General features: G+C 34.5%; 17 protein-coding genes. 3 read left to right on the top strand and 14 right to left on the bottom strand.

What is annotated here, in order from left to right:
• Positions 1-2 precede the first annotated feature (2 nt).
• Positions 3-452 (bottom strand): type I restriction enzyme HsdR N-terminal domain-containing protein, encoded by a 450-nt coding sequence (locus tag ACFPH8_RS11370; RefSeq protein ID WP_376861051.1) that lies wholly within the window; start codon positions 450-452, stop codon positions 3-5.
• A 106-nt stretch (positions 453-558) separates the two neighbouring features.
• Between ACFPH8_RS11370 and holA the strand changes: the two genes are divergently transcribed.
• The gene (gene holA / locus ACFPH8_RS11365; protein ID WP_376861049.1) at positions 559-1,563 is read left to right on the top strand and encodes a DNA polymerase III subunit delta; all 1,005 of its coding nucleotides are present in this window, start codon (positions 559-561) and stop codon (positions 1,561-1,563) included.
• A 143-nt stretch (positions 1,564-1,706) separates the two neighbouring features.
• Positions 1,707-2,267, top strand: a complete 561-nt coding sequence (locus tag ACFPH8_RS11360) for a type 1 glutamine amidotransferase domain-containing protein (protein WP_376861047.1) — start codon at positions 1,707-1,709, stop codon at positions 2,265-2,267.
• A gap of 180 nt (positions 2,268-2,447) precedes the next feature.
• Here the strand turns inward: ACFPH8_RS11360 and ACFPH8_RS11355 are convergent, their stop codons facing one another.
• The 10 genes from ACFPH8_RS11355 to ACFPH8_RS11310 all read right to left on the bottom strand — a co-directional run bounded on the left by ACFPH8_RS11355 (position 2,448) and on the right by ACFPH8_RS11310 (position 17,179).
• Entirely contained in the window at positions 2,448-2,924 is a 477-nt protein-coding gene (locus ACFPH8_RS11355; protein ID WP_376861045.1) for a hypothetical protein, read from the bottom strand.
• Between the two features lie 113 nt (positions 2,925-3,037).
• Positions 3,038-3,415 (bottom strand): DoxX family protein, encoded by a 378-nt coding sequence (locus tag ACFPH8_RS11350; protein ID WP_248398919.1) that lies wholly within the window; start codon positions 3,413-3,415, stop codon positions 3,038-3,040.
• A gap of 137 nt (positions 3,416-3,552) precedes the next feature.
• Positions 3,553-5,964 (bottom strand): alpha-ketoacid dehydrogenase subunit alpha/beta, encoded by a 2,412-nt coding sequence (locus ACFPH8_RS11345; protein WP_376861043.1) that lies wholly within the window; start codon positions 5,962-5,964, stop codon positions 3,553-3,555.
• 185 nt (positions 5,965-6,149) lie between these two features.
• Positions 6,150-8,918, bottom strand: a complete 2,769-nt coding sequence (locus ACFPH8_RS11340; protein ID WP_376861041.1) for a gluzincin family metallopeptidase — start codon at positions 8,916-8,918, stop codon at positions 6,150-6,152.
• A 65-nt stretch (positions 8,919-8,983) separates the two neighbouring features.
• On the bottom strand, positions 8,984-10,267 hold the full coding sequence (locus ACFPH8_RS11335) for an endonuclease/exonuclease/phosphatase family protein (protein ID WP_376861039.1): 1,284 nt from the start codon (positions 10,265-10,267) through the stop codon (positions 8,984-8,986).
• Positions 10,268-10,279: 12 nt separating this feature from the next.
• Entirely contained in the window at positions 10,280-10,969 is a 690-nt protein-coding gene (locus ACFPH8_RS11330) for an LOG family protein (RefSeq protein ID WP_248398927.1), read from the bottom strand.
• Between the two features lie 224 nt (positions 10,970-11,193).
• Entirely contained in the window at positions 11,194-11,364 is a 171-nt protein-coding gene (locus tag ACFPH8_RS11325) for a lmo0937 family membrane protein (RefSeq protein WP_148367455.1), read from the bottom strand.
• A gap of 54 nt (positions 11,365-11,418) precedes the next feature.
• A complete protein-coding gene (gene uvrA, locus ACFPH8_RS11320; protein WP_376861036.1) occupies positions 11,419-14,253 on the bottom strand; it encodes an excinuclease ABC subunit UvrA in 2,835 nt (944 codons plus the stop codon).
• Between the two features lie 181 nt (positions 14,254-14,434).
• On the bottom strand, positions 14,435-15,091 hold the full coding sequence (locus ACFPH8_RS11315; RefSeq protein WP_376861034.1) for a response regulator transcription factor: 657 nt from the start codon (positions 15,089-15,091) through the stop codon (positions 14,435-14,437).
• Between the two features lie 66 nt (positions 15,092-15,157).
• Complete coding sequence (locus ACFPH8_RS11310) at positions 15,158-17,179, bottom strand: tetratricopeptide repeat-containing sensor histidine kinase (RefSeq protein WP_376861032.1); 2,022 nt, start codon at positions 17,177-17,179, stop codon at positions 15,158-15,160.
• Positions 17,180-17,427: 248 nt separating this feature from the next.
• Between ACFPH8_RS11310 and ACFPH8_RS11305 the strand changes: the two genes are divergently transcribed.
• Positions 17,428-17,952 (top strand): hypothetical protein, encoded by a 525-nt coding sequence (locus tag ACFPH8_RS11305; protein WP_248398935.1) that lies wholly within the window; start codon positions 17,428-17,430, stop codon positions 17,950-17,952.
• 308 nt (positions 17,953-18,260) lie between these two features.
• Here the strand turns inward: ACFPH8_RS11305 and ACFPH8_RS11300 are convergent, their stop codons facing one another.
• Genes ACFPH8_RS11300 through ggt form a run of 3 tightly spaced genes read right to left on the bottom strand, consistent with a single transcriptional unit; the run spans position 18,261 to position 21,592 of the window.
• Positions 18,261-18,977: a hypothetical protein gene (locus ACFPH8_RS11300; protein WP_376861029.1), complete on the bottom strand. Its 717-nt coding sequence runs from the start codon at positions 18,975-18,977 to the stop codon at positions 18,261-18,263.
• A gap of 6 nt (positions 18,978-18,983) precedes the next feature.
• Positions 18,984-19,883 (bottom strand): ATP-grasp domain-containing protein, encoded by a 900-nt coding sequence (locus ACFPH8_RS11295; protein ID WP_376861027.1) that lies wholly within the window; start codon positions 19,881-19,883, stop codon positions 18,984-18,986.
• Between the two features lie 11 nt (positions 19,884-19,894).
• Positions 19,895-21,592 carry a gamma-glutamyltransferase gene (ggt, locus tag ACFPH8_RS11290; protein ID WP_376861226.1) on the bottom strand — a complete coding sequence of 566 codons (1,698 nt, stop codon included), beginning with the start codon at positions 21,590-21,592 and terminating at the stop codon, positions 19,895-19,897.
• Position 21,593 lies beyond the last annotated feature (1 nt).

The following is a 21,593-nucleotide window of genomic DNA, read 5'->3' as shown; positions in this document are numbered from 1 at the left end:
TATTAAACACGTGAATAATCGGGAATATCTTTTAAAAATGCGTAGCATTCCGCTTCTAAATCCATTTGGCAATAATAATGATTTAAACCATTGGTTACCATTAAATAGGTAGCGTTTAGGGTTAAATTATATTGCGCAATTTGGTCAAAAGTACTTTGATTAATTGGGATGCTGGGCGCTTTACATTCAACAATTAGGTGAATGGTACCATCAGAATTATAAACAACAATATCATAACGTTTCTTTAAATCGTTGACACGTAATTCCTTTTCAACGTTAATAAGCGATTTCGGATAGTTTTTATCCAGAATTAGAACTTGCAAGCAATGTTGACGAACCCATTCTTCTGGTTGTAAAATCACAAATTTTTTCCGAATAGGATCGAATATAGATACTTTATTTTCGCTATTTTTGAAACGAAACGAAAACTTCGGAAAATTGAGTGCTTGCATAGTTGCCACTTATGGTTTTGCCAAAGTTAACGTTCAATAATCAAAAACCAAATGCCTTAAGCCTTTTTTAAGATTAGGTATTTTAAATTTCGAAAAGTCAGCAATTTTGGACGAAGTTAAACAATTAGTAAGTGATATTAAGAAACGGAATTTTAAGCCTATTTATTTTTTAATGGGTGAAGAGCCTTATTATATTGATAAGGTTTCCGATTATATTCAAGAAACCGTTTTAACGGAAGACGAACGCGGTTTTAATCAAATGGTATTATATGGTCGTGATGTAACTATTGATGAAATTGTTGGTAATGCCAAACGTTTTCCCATGATGGCCGAATACCAAGTCATTATTGTTAAAGAAGCACAGGATTTATCACGAACGATTGAAAATTTAGTGGAATACGCTAAAAACCCTCAACCTTCAACCATTCTGGTGTTTAATTATAAATATAAAACAATTGACAAACGCAAATCGTTATATAAGGCATTGAATAAAACGGCTCTTGTGTTTGAAAGCAAAAAATTATATGACAACCAAGTGCCGTCTTGGATTAATAAGGTTTTGGCAGGAAAAAACTATAGTATCACGCCAAAAGGAGCGCAGATGTTAACCGAGTTTTTGGGTACAGATTTAAGCAAAATTAGTAATGAATTAGATAAACTGCGAATTGTATTACCAGAAGGTACACAAATTACACCTGAACTAATTGAGGTAAACATAGGAATCAGTAAAGACTATAATAATTTTGAGTTACACAAAGCAATAGGCTATCGTGATGTGGTAAAAGCGAATAAAATTATCAACTACTTTGGCGAAAACCCAAAGGATAATCCAATGGTTTTAACCGTTGGTTTTTTATATACGTATTTTAGTCGCGTGTTACATTTACATGGTTTAAAGGATAAATCATCAAGAAATGTAGCAGCTGCCTTAAAAATATCGCCTTATTTTACGGAGGAATATATAGTTGCGGCTCGTAATTATCCCATGAAAAAGGTCAGTGCTATTATTTCTGATCTTCGTGTTTTTGATGTGAAAGGAAAAGGCGTAGGCGCCAATGCGGTTCCACAAAGCGATTTACTGAAAGAACTTATGGTTCGGATTATGTATTAACAGTTTTTCTTCATTTTAACATCTCAACTTTATCCTTTAACATTTTTTATTAAACTTCCGTTAAATGACGGCTCAAATTCGTTGGGAGCCTAGATATCTATTATATTAAGGTAAACGAATTAATAATCTTAAAAATACTTAAAATGAAGAATTTAAATAAAAAGAGAGTAGCTATATTAGCTACAAATGGTTTTGAAGAAAGTGAATTAAGAGAACCAAAAAAAGCACTAGAAGAAGCAGGAGCTCATGTAGATATTGTGAGTTTAGAATCAGGAACTATAAAATCATGGACTGATGGTAATTGGGGTAAAACCTATACGGTAGATAAAACGTTAGACAATGTATCGCAAAATGATTACAACGCTTTAATGTTACCGGGAGGAGTTATTAATCCTGACGTATTGCGAAAGAATAAAAATGCCGTGAGTTTTGTGAAATCATTTTTTGAAAATCACAAACCCGTTGCAGCAATCTGTCATGCACCTTGGTTATTAGCAGAAGCAGATGTTTTAAAAGGCCGAAAAGTAACATCTTACGGATCTATTAAAACAGATATCACAAATGCTGGCGCAAACTGGGTCGATGAAGAAGTTGTGGTGGATAGTGGTTTAGTAACAAGTCGTTCACCGAAAGATTTACCAGCTTTCAATAAGAAATTAGTGGAAGAAGTTTATGAAGGTAAACATGAAGCACAGATGGCATAATCTATTTGTCAATCCTATATTAAAAAACGCAAGCCATAAGGTTTGCGTTTTTTTTATGTTTATTCAAACCTGCGTCATGCTGAACTAGTTTCAGAAACCCATCATTTTTTTCTAAACAATGAAAACGTAGAAATTGTACCGACTTTCATAGGCGTATAATTTAACGCCGTATTTGATTTATTATTCTTTCAACTCTTCCAATACCAGGTTATAATCATACTGTAAATCTTCATGTAGGGTTTTAACAATTTTTTCAATCATTAAAATTTGCCTTTCAAAAATATTAGTAAGCGTTACATTTCTTTTTATTGAAGGTGTCATATCTTTTAAGCTTTCACAAAAATAGAGCAGAAGCTCGACTTCCGTTTCCTTTTTTAAGGAATAGCGTGCGTACTTTTTTATGAGTCGCAAGATTTTCCGAACACTTTTTTTGATATAGAAATAACTTGTAGTATTAATGGTTGAAAACTGCAAATCGATTTCATTTTTAACAGATTCTATATAACCCGTTTCATCATGAGACTCAAATAACAAATAGGTGAGCAACTCCTTATTTTCTTTTTTAAATTTAGACAAGCGCAGCACCAATTCCATTAAATTTTTATCGGATTTATGCTGTAACTCTTTTTTTATGGTAACTACGGAAACGGCTTTCATATTTATTTCTCGTCAACCTTAATACATATAGGCATGGACGGGAATTTTTTAGTTTAATTAAATCAAATCAACCCCTCAAAATGAGGAATCGTTTTATATTTTAGGGGTCAGAATTAGCGTTTATCTAAAGCGTACTTTCCAGGTCCTGCTAAAAATATCACTAGAAATCCAACAAGGTATAAAAGTGCTTTTTCTTTGGTGCCAAAATCATCTTCCCAATGCACAATAAATGCCGCAACAAACATGGTAATGGCTGCCGGTAGCGCCGCTAATTTGGTTTTAAAACCAATGATAATGAGGATAGGAGCAACTACTTCTCCAATAAGGGCTAATATTAATGATAATGTTGGTCCAACTCCAATAGGGTCGCCAAACTCAATAGGACTTGTAAATAAACGTTCAATTTTAGGAATTCCATGAACAAGCATCATTCCAGAGAGTCCAACTCTTAAAATAGCTAAAGCTAAATCGTTGTAATTTTTTGTCAGCATAGGGTCGTTTTTTTCTGAAGCCAATATAGATAAAAAGCGTCATTGTTTTAGTTAGAGCATAAATATAATAAAAACAAAAAGACCTGATTGTTAATTTAAACAATCAGGTCTTTAAAATTACTTTTAAATATTGCGACTTATCTCAATTTTGGAAAATCGCTAGGATTTGATTCATGCATGACGTTGTAAACCGCTTCAAAAACATCTTCAACAGACGGTTTAGAGAAGTAATCACCATCCGTTCCATAAGCTGGTCTGTGTGCTTTGGCAGTTAATGTTTCTGGCTTACTATCTAAATGTTTATAGGCGTTCTGTGTATTTAAAACTTCATTTAATATATATGCAGAGGCACCTCCAGGAACATCTTCATCAATAACCATTAAACGATTTGTTTTTGCCACACTCTTAACAATATCATGATTTAAATCGAAAGGCAATAGAGATTGTACATCAATAATTTCGGCATTAATACCTACTTCTTGCAATTCTTTAGCAGCTTGCTCAATCACCCGAAGTGTTGAACCATAAGACACTAACGTAATATCATTACCTTCCCGAATGGTTTCTACAACACCTAATGGTGTTTTAAATTCACCAATATTAGTTGGCATTTTTTCTTTTAAACGGTATCCATTTAAGCATTCTACAATTAAAGCAGGTTCATCACCTTCTAATAATGTATTATAAAAACCAGCAGCTTTGGTCATGTTTCTTGGAACGAGTACATGAATCCCACGAATTAAATGAATAACACCACCCATTTGTGAACCTGAATGCCAAATACCTTCCAGTCTGTGACCACGTGTTCTAATAATTACAGGCGCTTTTTGACGACCTTTAGTTCGGTAATGTAAACTTGCTAAATCATCACTCATAATTTGCAAGGCGTACAGAATATAATCCAAATATTGAATTTCAGCAATGGGACGTAAACCACGCATGGCCATACCAATTCCTTGCCCCAAAATAGTGGCTTCGCGAATCCCAACATCGGAAACCCGTAATTCACCATATTTTTCTTGCATACCTTCTAAACCTTGGTTAACATCGCCAATATGTCCAGCGTCTTCACCAAAAATAAGCGCTTCAGGGTATTTGCTAAAAATGGCATCAAAGTTATCACGAATTACTAAACGTGCATCTACTTCTTCACTAGAATCGTCATAAGTGGGTTTCACTTCCTGAACTTTCAATGCCGATTTATCAGAATGTGAATATAAATGTGAACTGTATTTTGGTTGAACCTCCGCTATATAGCTATTAATCCACGCGGCTAATTCATTTTTAGTTTCTGATGTTTCGTTTACAACATAACGCAATGCTTTTCGTGCTGTAGATAAAATATCTTTACGAATGGGCTCTGAATTATCAGCTAAATCATTTTTAAGCTTTTCAATAAACACTTTATTAGAACTAGCTGCAGCAACTTTTTCTAGTAAAGCAACGAGTTCAATCTTCTCATTTTTTAAAGGTTGTGTAAAAGCGGTCCAAGCGGCTTTTTTACCGTCGCGAACTTGCTTTTTAATGGTTTTTTCAACAGAGGATAAATCCTCATCCGTGGCAATACCATTGGCAATAATCCATTCGCGAAGCTTGGAATTACAATCGCGTTCTACTTCCCAAGCCAAACGCTCTTCATTTTTATAGCGCTCATGTGAACCAGACGTTGAATGCCCTTGAGGTTGTGTTAATTCCTGAACGTGTATTAAAACAGGCACATGTTCTTCACGTGCAATTTTAGACGCTTTTTGGTAGGTTTCAATTAAGGCTGGATAATCCCAACCAATAACACGCAAAATTTCATATCCCTTTTCGTCATTTTCACGTTGGAAACCTTTTAAGATTTCTGATATATTTTCTTTAGTTGTTTGATGTTTAGCATGAACTGAAATACCGTATTCATCATCCCAAACACTCATTACCATTGGTACTTGTAAAACACCAGCAGCATTAATAGTTTCAAAAAACAACCCTTCACTTGTACTGGCATTTCCAATGGTTCCCCATGCTACTTCATTTCCTTCGTTTGAAAAGTTAGTGGTATCAATACCTTTTACATGTCTGTAAATTTTTGATGCTTGTGCTAATCCTAATAAGCGTGGCATTTGCCCAGCCGTAGGCGAAATATCTGAACTTGAATTTTTTTGTTCTAGCAAATTTTTCCAATTTCCATGTTCATCCAAACTCTGCGTAGAAAAATGGCCACCCATTTGGCGTCCTGCAGACATTGGTTCTTCTTTTAAATCCGTATTAGCATACAGTCCAGCAAAAAACTGCTCGATATTTAGTTTGCCAATAGCCATCATAAAGGTTTGATCACGATAATATCCTGAACGAAAATCGCCATTTTTGAATGCCTTTGCCATGGCTAATTGTGGTACTTCTTTACCATCGCCAAAAATTCCAAATTTTGCTTTACCAGAAAGCACTTCACGACGACCTAATAAACTACACTCGCGAGAGGTAACAGCTAGGTGATAATCGTTTAAAACTTCGGCTTTAAAATCTTCAAAAGAAAGGTCTTTGTTTACTTCAGGATTTGCTTTCATACGTGAATAGTTGTTTTTGCAAAGGTAATTATTATAAGTAAGATTCACAACGGGAAATACTGTTATAAAAATGCATGATTATAAGGAAATAGCCTGTTTTTCTATTAAATTAATAATAAAATGATGATTTTAAGGATTCTGTTACAGATAGTGTAGTGAATGAGAAGATGCTACTTTATAAATATTTAATACCAACGTCTCGTAAATAATCCTAACAGGGTTTTAAAATCTAAAGTCACAATAAATCTAATTTTCTCGGCATATTGTGGTTGGGTAACTTCCCATCCTAAATTGGAATACACTGGAAAATAGAGTTCAAAATAATCTTCAATTAAACTCACACGTACACCTGTATCATAAACAAATTCGGCACCATCATTATGGTTTTTCACGAAACCAACATCACCATAAGCCATGATGTATTTCCAAATAGTCATACTGCCATTTAAGGTGGTAATCCATTGGTTGGCAAAACTAGGTTCTAATTGCGATTTAAAACCACCTTCCGCAATTATAAGTTGCTGGCTGAATAACCCATCACTTTCAGAGCGTCCGTAATAGTTGTAGTCGAATAAATAATCGGTTGGTCTATCCAGAGCAAAGCTGAAGTAATCAGAATCATTGTAGGTCTTATTATAAAGAAACACACCAGCAAAGAAGCGTAAATTATATTGACGGTTGTTTTTTGAAAGCTTTCTATACTCATAATTCAGCGCTACTTTTCCGAATTTTTCCGAAAACTGCGTGTCCGCAAACCATGAGGAGTAGTTCACCAAATCTTTGTCAATATGATTATAACGCAAATTAAGAACACCATAATTAGGCTGATTGGTTTCAGAAGTCAGTAAAGCAGTAGGATCCGAATCCCTGTTAATATCCACATAGCGTAGGTTTAAATAGTGGCGCTTGTTGGAACGTAGGTTGCTTTTATCACGAAACGATAATTGAACGGCAGGTGTAAACTTCCGTACAAACAAACCATCTGCATAACTGGAATAACTGGCGCCAACACCATAATTAATGTTGAATAATGGTGAGGAATCATCAATATACTGAATGTAGTTTAGCGTAATAGAACCGGTAAGGGATTGTGATTTTAAACCATATTGTGGTGCTACTTTATAATAGAAATTTTTGCGTAACACTGTTTTATTGTAAGCTTTAACACCTAAAACAATACCATCATAAATATTATTAAATTCCACAATGGGCATGAGAAAAATCTGGTTGTAATCAGGATCTTCAATATCTTTAATTAACCGAACTTGTAATGGCCTGTTAAATAGTGCTTTTGTGAGCGTCTTGGTGTTGTTACGCATATTAAATTCTGGAACAACTTGGTCATGATTTAAAACAACCTTCGTGGTTTCTGTATCAGGAATCGTTACCGTTAGCGAATCTTTAATACTACCTAACCAAATTTTTGAGGTCACCGTTTTATCGGTGAAAGAGAATAAGGTGATTGGCACATTAATATTGCTTTTATTTTTAATAGTTACCCGAATGGAGTCGTTTTCGCGAACGGCTTTGGAAATGGTGTAATCAATATATTTTTTTGAGTGAATGTAATCGGTAAAAAACCAGTCTAAATCTTTATCAGTTTTCGATTTTAAAAAATGCTCAAAACCTTCGGTGGTTACTTCTTTATTTCTATTAGTGTTTAGAAATTCGGTTAGGGTAGAATCTACCGTGTTGTTTCCTAAATAATCATTAACATACTTTAAACCAACGCCGGCTTTATACTTATTGGCTATGTTTTCATTAAATTTTATTAGCGAATCTTTTGCCATGCTTAATGGCTGATCAATATTTTGGCGCGCCATATGCATATATAGAAAACTATATTGTGCATTGAAATCCAATTGCATAGCATGAAATGACTTGATACCCCAAATATTAGAAAGCGTTCCAGCTAGTTTCATATCTGGATAATTCTCATCCACATATTTCATTAAATAGTAGGTTTGAATCCCATCTATTAACCATTGGTCCGTTCGTGGATTAATTAGTAGTATATTTTCTAAATAATTACGAAGTCCTGTTTTTAATATTTTTAATTCGTACTGAAAGTGATCAGGGAAAGGTCTTATGAAACTCGGCAATAAATTCAATCCATAAATAGGACTTTTACGATAATCAATATCCGTAATCAATAAACGTTCATGTGGATATTCGCCTAAATTAGTGGTTAAAAACTGAACTATTTTGTCCGTAACCAATGCTTTATTCATGACACTTAGATTCTCATCATCTACATTGGAAACAATGGTGAATTGATCTGTTTCTATCTCACGATATAAAGACAGTTTGTTTAAAAACAACTTGGAATTAACACGATTTTTCCCTGAAAACACAACCGTTTGTGTGTCCTTTACATGGAAATAATCAATTTTATCTAATTCAGATTCTAGATAATAACCTAATGGACAGGTAACTTCTAGTCGGATATCTGAGGCCGGCACAAACATATCATCTAAATCTTTATGACTGCTATATTGCCAATCGCCATTATAAACAGCTGGCGTAATATACCAGTACCGAAGATTATAGTCGCCAAAGGAACTCACCCCATATCGTGTAAACTTGTCATTGGGTACTTGAACAATATAATTTAATTGAATGGTGTATGAATTGTTTGGAAGTAAGGGGTTTTCTAATTCCACCTTAACAACATCAATATGCTCTTTAACACGATCAAAACGTAATTCTTTATCATTTTGATGGATGGATGTTATTACCGAATACCCACGATCTTCATTTTTTGCAAAGTGAAACTCTGTTTTAAACTCTTCAGAAAAACGTTTTGCTAAAGGCGTACTTTTTGTTGCAAAACTGTTGCTCCAATCGTTTAAATAAATGGTTTGAAGTGTATCATTAGTTTTATTAAAATAGGTAATAGATTGCGCAATGCGTATCTGATTTTTTTCCACATCAAACGTCGCTTTAATATTCATGGCATTTTGTCCAAATGCTAGAATACTAAATGAAAAAAAGATGCTCGTTAATAGATATCGAATGCTCAATGTGTTTTAATAAACTTTAAAGGTTCAACTTGTGTGTTGTTGGCTACAATATAATAGATGCCAGCAGATAAATTTGTTAAGGTTACGTTATAAGTATACGCAGTTTTAACTGGGATGGTTTTTACGTGTTGTCCTAATGTGTTGTAGATTTTTAAATAGTTCGTTCCTTGAGGAAGCGTATTAACTTTTAAGGTTAAGGTATTTTGTATGTAGTTTGGACCAACAATTTCAATTGGCTTGCTTATAGAAGTTATAAATTCTGGGATTGATAAGGTGGCATTCGTAGAAATTTTTAGGGTTACTGGTAAGTGATCACTAAAGTAATAAAGTGCTTCACGAATGCTAACGGAAAACTTGGCTCCTGCACATTCCGAATCAATTATAGATTTATTATAGCAAGGTACATTACCATTATTACCATAAACTTGATAACTGTTTGGACTGTAATACAAATCTGAATTGGTTATCATATTTTCCGAAGTCATGATAAAATCAAAACGATCATCAAATCCGCCATTTGAACCGCCAAAACCCGTTTGGGTTCTAGTAGATTGTGTAAATACATTGACATAATTGGTGTTATTATGCCAACTTCCCATGCTATTTGCAGGATCTACAAAAGTGATTGGGTTTGTGGTGTCAATTAATTCCAGAAAAGCAGGTTCTGAACTGGTATATACATTAAAATCGCCCGCCAATAGGACATTACTATTGGTTGGTAACCCACCTAAATAGGTTGTTAAATCGTTAACCATTTGCAGCCTGGAAGCTTGATTTTGGGTTCCGTTAGATGCTTTTAAATGACAAACTATGGCATCCAAATATAGTGGGTTGGTGTCTTGGTTAACCGTATTTAGTTTTAAGCGATAGTGATTAAAATCTCTGTAAATAGTAGGTACAATTGTTTGGCTCTCTAAAGTGAATTTAGAACCATCATAATAAATCAGGTTTTGTAAATCGTTTTGGTTCCCAATAGTATCATCAGAGGTATTGGTTTGAAATGTTGCCATCTCAAAATCATTGTTAATTCTCTCTTGAATCATTTGTAAAATACTATTTGCTCCAAACTCATTGTTGAGTTCACAAACCATAAAAATATCAGGACGATAATCATCCAAAATCACTTCTAAATGAGCAATTCTATTTGGCACAGCATTTTCTGAAGGAAAGTTCAGGATATTGTAAAACATCACATTAAAAGATGCTTGAGAATATATTCCTGTAAAATTTAAGATACCGAAAAGCACCAAAAAGAATCCTTTGTTTTTTATGTAGGCCAATATGAGACGTTTTTAGAAGTTAGGCGACAATTCAGATTCCTTATAGAAACTGTCTAGAATTGGAATAACTTCATCAGCCGTATCAACGAGGTGAATTAAATCTAAATCATGGGCACTTACATTGGCAAAACCATCTAAAACGGTCGCTTTAATCCAATCCAATAATCCGGACCAAAAATCAGTTCCAACTAAAATAATGGGGAATTTTTCAATTTTATTTGTTTGAATTAGGGTAATGGCTTCAAATAATTCATCTAAAGTTCCAAAGCCACCAGGCATTACCACAAAACCTTGTGAATATTTTACAAACATGACTTTCCGCACGAAGAAATAATCGAAATCTAAACTTTTATCAGAATCAATATATGGATTATCATGTTGCTCAAACGGTAAATCAATATTTAAACCAACCGATGTTCCACCTGCAATATGAGCACCTTTATTTCCAGCTTCCATAATTCCAGGTCCACCACCAGTTATAACACCATAGCCATGTTCTACTATTTTGCAAGCTACTTCTTCAGCTAGTTTATAGTATTTATGGTCTGGTTTGGTACGAGCAGAACCAAAAATAGAAACACAAGGACCTATTTTACTTAATTTTTCATAGCCATTCACGAATTCACCCATGATTTTAAAAATAGCCCAGGAATCGTTTGTTTTTACTTCATTCCAACGTTTGTGGTGTTGTTCTTTTCTCATTCTTATTATAATTTTTTTCTAATGTTTTATTATTGAAATACTTGGGAAATGTAAATCCAAAAGCAAATTTAAGAGAAATAAGCACATTAATCATGCTTTATTTAAATCATTTCGATTTCCGGCTCCTAACTGATTTCTAATTAATATTTAAATTTTTGAGGTTAATGCATAAAAAAGACAAACCAAAATGATTCGTCTTTTAAAAATAGTTTAAATCTTTAATTTTATCTCAAAGGACCACGTCCTGAAATAAGGTTGTACAATACTACAATTATGGCAATTACCAGTAGTATGTGAATTAAATTACCTGTAGGCATTCCAGATACAATTCCAAAAAATCCTAAAATCCAAATAACAATACAAATTACGGCTACAAGCCAAAGTAAACTTCTCATATTTTTAAATTTTAAAGGGTTATCCTACTAAACTACTAAATAAATTTGAGATGTTTATTGTTTTAGTTCTTTTTTGAGAAATTGGGCTGTATAACTTTTTTTGTTTTTTATAAGTTCTTCAGGTGTGCCTTTGGCTATAATTTGGCCACCACCTTTTCCGCCTTCTGGACCAACATCTATAATATAATCTACCGTTTTTATTACATCTAGGTTGTGTTCAATGATTAAAATCGTATTTCCTTTATTAACCAATTTATTTAACACTTGCATTAAAACACGAATATCTTCAAAATGCAAGCCTGTTGTAGGCTCATCTAAAATATAAAAGGTGTTTCCTGTATCGCGTTTGCTTAATTCGGTTGCTAATTTTATCCGTTGGGCTTCACCACCAGATAATGTGGTACTTTGTTGGCCTAGTGTAATATAACCCAGTCCAACATCCTGAATGGTTTTTACTTTTTTATGAATTTTAGGAATGTGCTCAAAGAAATCAACCGCTTCATTCATGGTCATATTCAACACATCGCTAATAGACTTTCCCTTGTATCTAATTTCTAATGTTTCCCGATTAAAACGCTTGCCTTGACAGGTTTCACATTCCACATAAACGTCCGGAAGAAAATTCATTTCAATAACGCGTAAACCACCACCTTGACAGGTTTCACAGCGACCACCTTTAACATTAAAGCTAAAACGTCCAGGTTTATATCCACGAATCATGGCCTCCGGAATTTTAGCAAATAGACTTCTAATTTCACTAAAAACGCCTGTGTACGTGGCTGGATTGCTTCGTGGTGTTCTACCAATTGGCGATTGATTAATATCTATAACTTTATCAATATGCTCCAGACCCTTAATGCTTTTATATGGCATAGGTTTTTTAACGCCATTAAAATAATGGGCATTCATAATCGGGTAGAGGGTTTCATTTATTAATGTAGATTTTCCACTACCAGAAACACCGGTAACACCAACCATTTTACCCAAAGGAATATCTATAGATACATTTTTTAAATTATTTCCCGTACAGCCTTTTAAAGAAAGCGTTTTACCGTTTCCCTCACGACGTTTTTCAGGAATTTCAATCTCTTTTTTACCGTTTAAATAATCGGCCGTTAAGGTATTGTGTGTTTTTAATTCATCTGGTGTACCAATGCTTATAATTTCGCCACCATATTTACCCGCTCGTGGACCAATATCAATCACATAGTCGGCATGTTCTATCATATCCTTGTCGTGCTCTACCACAATCACGGAATTACCAATATCTCGTAATGCTATTAGTGACTTGATCAGTTTTTCATTATCACGTTGGTGTAAACCTATACTCGGTTCATCTAAAATATATAATACACCAACTAACTGCGAACCGATTTGTGTAGCTAAACGAATCCGTTGCGCCTCACCACCTGAAAGGGATTTAGAACTTCTATTCAATGATAAATAATCTAAACCAACATCCAATAAAAATTGGGTACGGGATGAAATTTCTTTAATTATCTCTTCGGAAATTTTAAGTTGCTTTTTAGATACATGTTTCGGTAAATCCTTAAACCAAGCAGCCAAATCTACAATGTCCTTATTTGCTAATTCTGCAATGTTTAAACCATTTACTTTAAAATAAAGCGATTCTTTTCGCAGTCGTGCACCGTCACAAGTTGAACAAATTACTTTGTCCATATACTCTTTAGCCCAACGTTTTAAAGAGGTTGTTTCGGCCGTGTTGTATTGATTTTCTATAAAATTAGCAACACCTTCAAAGTCAATTTTATAATCTCTGGTTACGCCTAATGTTTTATTTTCGACTTCAAATTTTTCATTTCCGCCATATAAAATCATCTGTTTGGCAGCGGCTGGAATATCTTTATACGCATCGTTTAATGAAAAATTATAGCGTTGCGCAATGGTTTCAAACTGTTTGAAAATCCAACTGTTTTTTTGTGGGCCATGTGGTACCAAAGCACCAGCTTTTATGGATAAGGAATCGTCTGGAATAATTTTATTTTCATTTACCTGATACAAGGTTCCAATACCATTACAGGTTGGACAAGCACCTTTTGGCGAATTGAATGAAAAATTATTAGGCTCCGGATTTGGATATGAAATTCCTGAACTCGGACACATTAAATTTCGACTAAAATAGCGTGCTTCCTGGGTGTCTTGGTCAATAACCATCAGGACATCTTCACCATGATACATGGCTGTATTGATGGTTTCGGTTAAGCGTTTATTATTATCTGCTGTGGCATCAATTTTAAGCCGATCTATCACAATTTCAATGTCGTGATTTTTATAACGATCCAGTTTCATGCCTTTAACAATATCCCGAATTTCGCCATCCGTCCGAACTTTTACAAACCCTTGTTTACCAATTTGTTCAAACAATTCGCGATAATGCCCTTTTCTTGAACGTACCACAGGTGCTAAAATGTTTATACGTTTGCCGTTAAAGGTTTCTATAATCAGTTCCTTTATCTGATCATCATTATAACTCACCATTTGTTCGCCTGTGTTATAACTATAAGCATCACTGGCTCTGGCGTATAATAACCGTAAAAAATCGTAAATTTCAGTAATGGTTCCAACAGTAGACCGTGGCGATTTACTCGTCGTTTTTTGCTCAATGGCAATAACGGGCGAAAGTCCATCAATTTTATCCACATCAGGTCGTTCCAGTCCACCTAAAAATTGACGTGCATAGGCTGAAAATGTTTCAATATAGCGCCTTTGTCCTTCGGCATAAATAGTGTCAAAAGCCAATGATGATTTACCACTACCAGACAAACCCGTAATAACAACCAGTTTTTCTCTTGGAATGGAAACATCTATATTTTTTAGGTTGTGAACGCGTGCGCCTTGAACCTCAATGGTGTCTTCAAATTTACTCATAGCATAGCAATCTTGTCTGATTTACAGACCAGTTTGCAAAGGTACAGATAATGCCTTTAAATATAAAACGATGTCTGTTTATGCTTTTTGGCGTAAAAGTCTTCATGGTAATTTACAAAGTGTATCATGTTACACGCAAAGGCTATTAAACAAATGGGCCTTAATGAAGGCGTATTATTAATTAACTTTTATAAGCCTTTGCCCAGTTAATTAGCGTGTCTGGCGCTGGGTTTAATTGCAGTTTTTCAATAATATTTGTCCGATGTTTTTGTATAGTTCTTGGAGAGACGCAAAGCATATCGCTAATTTCTATAGATGTTTTGCCTTCGGCTATTAATTGAACTATTTTCCGTTCAGAGGGTGTTAATAGCGCTAATTTTTTCAATTCGTTTTCAATATTTAATTCAAAATTATCAGAAAAAGAACTGCTGTAATATGAATCATTATTCAAAACGGCCGCAATACAGGTTTCAATTTCGTCCAAGCTATCTTCTTTTAAAAGATATCCATGAACACCAGATTTTTTGGCCTGTGCTACAAAGTTTTTCTCTTTGTGATACGTCATCACAATATAACGTGTTTGTAGGGCTTTGTTTTCGGTACATATGGCTATCACTTCAAAACCCGTTAGTTTAGGCATTTCAATATCTAAAAGTGCTATTTTAGGATTTAGTTCTGAGACTATATTTACAGCATCGTTACCATTTTCGGCCGTACCAATAATGCTATAGCCAGCTTGTTCCAATTCTTGCTTTAAACCTTTAAGCATGATAGGATGATCTTCAGCAATAACAATGGTAATATCTTTTTTAAGCATATTATTATTTGATGATGACATTTCTGTGCTTGGTAAAAATTTTATTGATGAAAGATAATCATTCTAGTCTTAATTGTAGATAAAATACTACATTTTTGACTTTGGTATGGCAATAACTAATTGCGTGCCTTTACCTAATTCAGATTCAACATGTAAGGAGGCCTTTATTATTTTACTACGTTCCAAAAGGGATTTCATTCCCAAGCTTTTGGAAGTCTCTAGTGCTTTTTGATAATCAAATCCTTTACCATTATCTTCTATTGTAATTAGAAGCGTATCTGATTTGATTTTCAAACTCACAAAAACGGCTTTTGCTTCGGCATGTTTTATCGTATTGCTTAATGCTTCTTGCGCCATACGATACAAATGCAAAGCATTCTCTTTAGAAATAAGGTGATTCGCATTTTCAATTTCCATAGTAAAAAATACGTCGGTATTTTCATCCAATTCGTTGACCAAATCTTCCAATGCAGATGAAAACCCTAAACGTTCCAAAGTAGCAGGATATAGGCCCTGGGAAATGGTTCTTAAATTGGCTAAAGTATCATGGGCTAAATTTTCATAATCTGGATTGTTAATCGTTTTGAGTTTCCGGGTGAGCAACATGAGTTGTTGTCCAACAGAGCCATGCAATTCAAAAGCTAATCTGGTACGTTCCTGTTCTTGTGTATTTATAATGTCCTGTGTGAATGCTTCTTGCAAAATCTGTTTCTTTTTAGCGTAATTTCGGGAGCGTATAATTGTAATAAACCCAAAAACCCCAAAAAGACCTAATCCACCAAATAGGAGCCACTGTTTTTTTAGGTTGTTTTCTGAATCTAATAGGGCAATATTGTTTGTTTGATTTTCAATAATTAAATCTCGTTTTTCAGTTTCATACTGCGTTTGATAATAGGCTAAAACGCGTGTGTTTTGAGTATTTACAATGGAGTCTTTGATTTTGGTGTAATTCTTATAATGCAGAAGCGCTTGGTTTGTATTTCCCATACGCTCATAGATTTTTGATAAAAACAAGGAAGCCTCTTGCAATTCTTCATATTGATCACTGTCATTCTTTAAATTAAAATGTTCAGTTCCATATCGTAAAGCTTCCGCATAATTTTTTTCCGCAAACGCATAATGCATTTTAGCGCTTAAATAAAATGGCCTGTTGTATCCGTTTATGTTGGTGTCATTGCGCTCTAATTCTTCAATGATGGTTTTTGCTTGTTGCAAACTATCATTTTCTGATAAACCAACGGCTAGGCCAAATTTAAGAGGAGCATCAAAATAAGCTTTATTTTTTAATCTGTTATTGGCCGCTACCGCTAATTTTAAATTTTTAATTCTGCTTTTTTCATTGTTTAGTTTATGGTCGTCTGTGGCATTATTGTAATATACTACAGGTAAATTATGATAGGAATCTGTTGTATTGGCAATTTTTATAAGTTCATCTCTTTCCCTTTTTGCTTCATCAAAGAATCCATTTTTACTGTATAATATGGAGATAGAATTTTTCGCACTTAACCAATATAGCGTGTCTTTTTTATTTTGAAACATTTTTGAAGCTTCTTGAAGTGTAATTGAAGCTGAACCAAAATCGCCTATATTTACAAGTGCCATTCCTTTTGCAAATTTGGATAACTCCATGAATTCTGACTTATATTTTTCGGCATAATAATAAGCACTATCAAACAACTTTATAGATTCATCAAATTGTCGTGAATCGTAGTAAAGATAGGCGGCTTCGTAATAAAAATCATCAATTAAATTGGGTTTCGTTACGCGAGGGACAATACGTTGAGTAGCACGAATAATTTGCTTGGCTTGATCATAATCATTGCTTCCGTAATTAAGATAATTTATAAAGTTGGTTGCATGTTTAATAGCCAAATTTATAGAGTCCAATTGTTGCGCATAACTAATGGTAACCCTAAAAACCGAATCGGCATTAAAGGTAGAGTCGTAACGAATTTCACTAGATAGACTATCTAAAAATTTTAAACGTTCGACACCAGAAGCATATTTATTGCTTAATTCCAATAGGTTTTTATTCTGATCCAAATCTCTGTCTTGTGCTAACGAAAAAAACGGAAGCACAAGCAATAGGATTATAAGGGATGATCTCATTGTATTTTTTTCGTTTAGGTAAAATTATAGCTTTTAAAGTTGATAATAACATGTCTAAAAAAAATAATTAAGCGTTTATAATGCTCTTAAATGGCGTTAAGTTAAAGCGCATATAATTAATAAATCTGGCTGAAACATGCTTTAGAATATCAAGTAATTTATTATTATTGTATATCAATTTAGATATAAACCCATCCTCAATTCTGCCTTAAAAATCAGTTATAACAGGAAATTAAAATATATATTTTATGCAAATACTAGGAATAAGCTCAAGGATTAATCACCCCGAATTTGGAAAAGGCGTCGTAACCAACGTTACCTCAAAACATTATTGGGTAACTTTTATTGAAAGCGGTTTAGAAACCATAGATATTAATTCTGAATTTGACATTATTGAAGCAGCCGAAGATGATGTGGATACGGTTAGTTTTGCCGAAGTAGAAAGTAGCTTGGTGCAAATTTTAAAGCGTTGGAGTGATGCTAGCGAAGTCGTTCATATTGCGGATAAATGGAAAGGCGGAAAACTGATTTTGGAACCAGGAGATAGTAATTTAAAGTCGAGCGAGGTGCCTATAGATACTTTTTTCCATAAGATTACCATGGTTCGTGATAGACTCCGTGTTATGGAACAAAAAATAAACTCGAGCAATTTAGAAGAACAAGAAAAAATAGATTTACAGCAATACATAACGAGAAGTTATGGTAGTTTAACATCGTTTAATGTGCTGTTTAAGCTGAAAGAACAACAGTTTGTTGGGCAGCGTTCAAAATAGGATTCAAGGTTTAAGGTTCAAGGTTTTAATTCAAGGTTTCAGGCTTAAAAGATTCGCGATACAATTCGTACACTTATCAGGTGTGAAATTCAATCCAACCAAGAGCAGGCAGGCAAATTGATGGCCGTTATTTTTGTATAATAACTCGTGTGTTCGCGTGATTTAGATGAATGAAAAATTGTGTCGAGAACTTTATCAGGTTATTTATTTAGTTTGAAACAACATTGCATCAAACTTTATTCAAGATTAAAGTAACAGATATTTATTTTAAACTGAACACTGAACACTGAACACTGAACACTGCAAACTCATTCCCTCCCAATTATATCATCCAATTTTATACCCAAAAATAACATTTCATGGAAAACGGGAAGTATGGCGCCACTTTCAGTTGTTGTCCAATCGTTCCAGGAAGCTTCTAATCCGCCAATAGGCAGGATGTCTACCCACATTCTGAATTTTACAGGTTTGTTGTTGGTATCCAAAATCCACAAATACGAATCGCCAGGCGTTGTGCCACCAGATGTGTAAGTCACCAAAAGCGCGTCTTGATTATTTTTCCACTTAACCAAACGTCTTTCCGTTCCAGGATCAAATATTTTATAAGGAGCTACTAACCAAAACGAATCGTTATTAAAATAGGTAAGTGCTGTTTCTATATGTTCAGCGGCTTGCTCACCTTTTACTTCAAAATTATGGACGTAGGCTGTGCTTAAACTTGGATTATCTAAATTTAGATCAACTTTGTAATCTTTCCAATGCACAAGGCAGGTGTTCTCATCTTTTTTCCATTTATAATGGTGTTTGTTTTTAAACGTCCATTCAATATAATTAGTTTCTAAATAGGCCTCATGATTTAATGCTTTTAGCATATTGAGAGCCAATGCTTCAGCTTGAGGGCCTTGTTTTCCATTGGGTAAGTCTTCATTGTATTTAAAATAAACGAAACCAAAAAAGAGTAAACTGGGTAAGGTGAAAAAGATTATAACGCCAACTACTATTTTAAGGATTTTTTTCGTTTTCATAAACAATTATTTTAAGCACAATGATATATGTTTGGCGAGTATTTTAGCCGCTTTAGAATCATTTCTGAACCATAATTCGGGTTCTATAAGTTCTAATTCGGATACAGCTAATTGATTTGTGTTATCAGTAAATATATCAACTCTGGCGTAAATAGGCAATTCTGGACAGGCTTTTGTTGCGTTTATAGCGAAGGCTATTTCCGTTTCAGTCGGTGCGTATGGAATTACGCTTCCGCCAAAATCATCTTGAACACGAAAATCGCCAGCCTTGGCTTGTTTTAAAACAGCATGACTGTATTCACCATTGAAAACGATAAGAGACATTTCGCCTTGCGTAACAATGTTATGTTGAAACGGTTGAAGCATCATAGATTCTTGTTGAATTAACTCCGTAAAAATAGCTTCATGTTCTGCAATATTATGTGGTGTTAGTCTATATGTATGTCTTCCTGCTCCTGAAACACATGGTTTTAAAACGGTTTCTTGCCAATTTAATTGTTGGTGTAATTCAGTGAGGGTTGATTGGGTTCCTGTTTCAATAAAAAAGGATTTGGCAACATGAATGCCTTTGGCTTTTAATTCTAATAAGTAGTGTTTGTCTATATTCCAACGGATTATTTTCTCGGAGTTTAACAACCGCGTTTTTGTTGAAACCATAGCTAACCATTTTGAAAATTCAGAAAAGCGATCAAAATAATCCCAAGTCGTTCTAAAAAGTACTGCTTTGGTGTCAGACCAATTGAAATTAAGATCATCCCAAGCTAAGCGGGTGACTTTTAAGTTTTCAGCTTTTAAGGCTTCTTGTACCAAAAAATCTTCATAAAACACGTTGTGTTTGTAGGTGTTAGTTTCAGAATCTTCTAAATACCGGTTGTCTGTAAGTATGACTATGTCAAAAGTTTTCATATATAAAAAAATTAAAATCCAACAGCTGTATCGTCACCTCTGTGGTCTGCGCCACCTTCTAATGTCTTATCATCAAGCACCAAAATACCATCTACTTTCCCAATTACCGGTGAGCGTGTTTCATTAATGGTGTAGCCTTTAGCAATTAATTGTTTCATGATTTCCGTATCAAAACCATTGGGTTCCATTCTAATATAATCTGGTAACCATTGGTGGTGAAAACGGGGCGCATCTACGGCGTCTTGCATGGACATATTAAATTCTTCAACATTTAATATGGTTTGCAAAACCGATGTGATAATTGTAGAACCTCCAGGTGTTCCTAAAGTCATAAGTAGTTTTCCGTTTTTTTCCACAATAGTTGGCGTCATAGAGCTTAACATGCGTTTTTCTGGCACAATACTATTGGCTTCCGCACCCGTTAAACCAAACATATTTGGCACGCCTGATTTGCTGCTAAAATCGTCCATTTCATTATTCAAGAAAAACCCAAGTTCCGAACAAAATAAATAGGAACCATAGGTGCCATTCAAGGTGGTCGTTACGGCAATGGCATTTCCAAACTGATCAACTATAGAATAATGTGTGGTTTCATCACTTTCAATAAACGTTACATTACCATGAGAAACATTACTAGACAGCGTTGCTTTTTCAAATGAAAAATCGCTCATACGTTTTTGAAGGTAGTCATCACTCAATAAAGTTTTAGTGGGAATATCCACAAAATCGGGATCGCCTAAATAATAATTTCTATCGGCATAGGCACGACGTTCTGCTTCCGCAAGTACTTGAATGGTTTTTAGGGAATTATGACCAAATTCTTTTAGATTATAAGGTTCAATCATTTTCATAATTTGAGCCAAGCAAATACCTCCACTTGATGGCGGTGCCATGGAAATAACGTTAATGTCTTTATATTTAAAAGCAACTGGTTCGCGCCATTTGGCTTCATATTTAGCCAAATCTTCTAATGTGATGATGCCACCTTTTTCCGATAGATAGTCCACTAGAATTTGAGCCGTTTCACCTTTATAAAATTCATCTTTACCATTAAAAGCGATGCGTTCAAGCGTTTTTGCGAGTTGTTTGTTTTTTACTGTGTCGCCCGCTTTGGTGTTTTTTGAATATAAAATTTCTTTACCATTTACAGCTCTAAAAATACTATCGTAATTATTAATGCCATTTTGCTGTTTTTCCGTTAATGCATAGCCGTTTTTAGCCAAGTCAATCACCGGTTGTAAAATGTCTTTTACTGATAATTTACCAAATTTCCGTTGTGCTTCAAAAACACCTGCCACCGTGCCAGGAACGCCAACAGCCATTTCGCCAATAATACTTTTATTAGGAATAACGTTTCCTAAAGAATCTAGATACATATTTTTTGTGGCCGCTAGAGGTGCTTTTTCGCGATAATCTAATGCGCCAGTTTCGCCAGAATGTAATCGGTAAACCATGAAACCACCACCTCCTAAATTACCAGCGGAAGGGAAGCAAACGGCCAGTGCCATTTCAGTTGCCATCATGGCATCAAATACGTTGCCTCCTTTTTCTAAAATATCGCTACCAATTTTCGAGGCTTCTTTTCTGGCAGACACCACCATCGCGTTTTGCGTTATTAACCCACGATTTTGAATTTTTTCTAATGTTTCTGGATTGTTTTTACAAGACCAAATAACTGAAATAACAAGTAGGAGTATTAAACGGTTCATC

This window comes from Bizionia hallyeonensis, assembly GCF_042657385.1.
In the GTDB taxonomy this organism is placed as follows: domain Bacteria; phylum Bacteroidota; class Bacteroidia; order Flavobacteriales; family Flavobacteriaceae; genus Algorimicrobium; species Algorimicrobium hallyeonense.
This window is presented reverse-complemented; position numbering and strand designations above follow the sequence as displayed.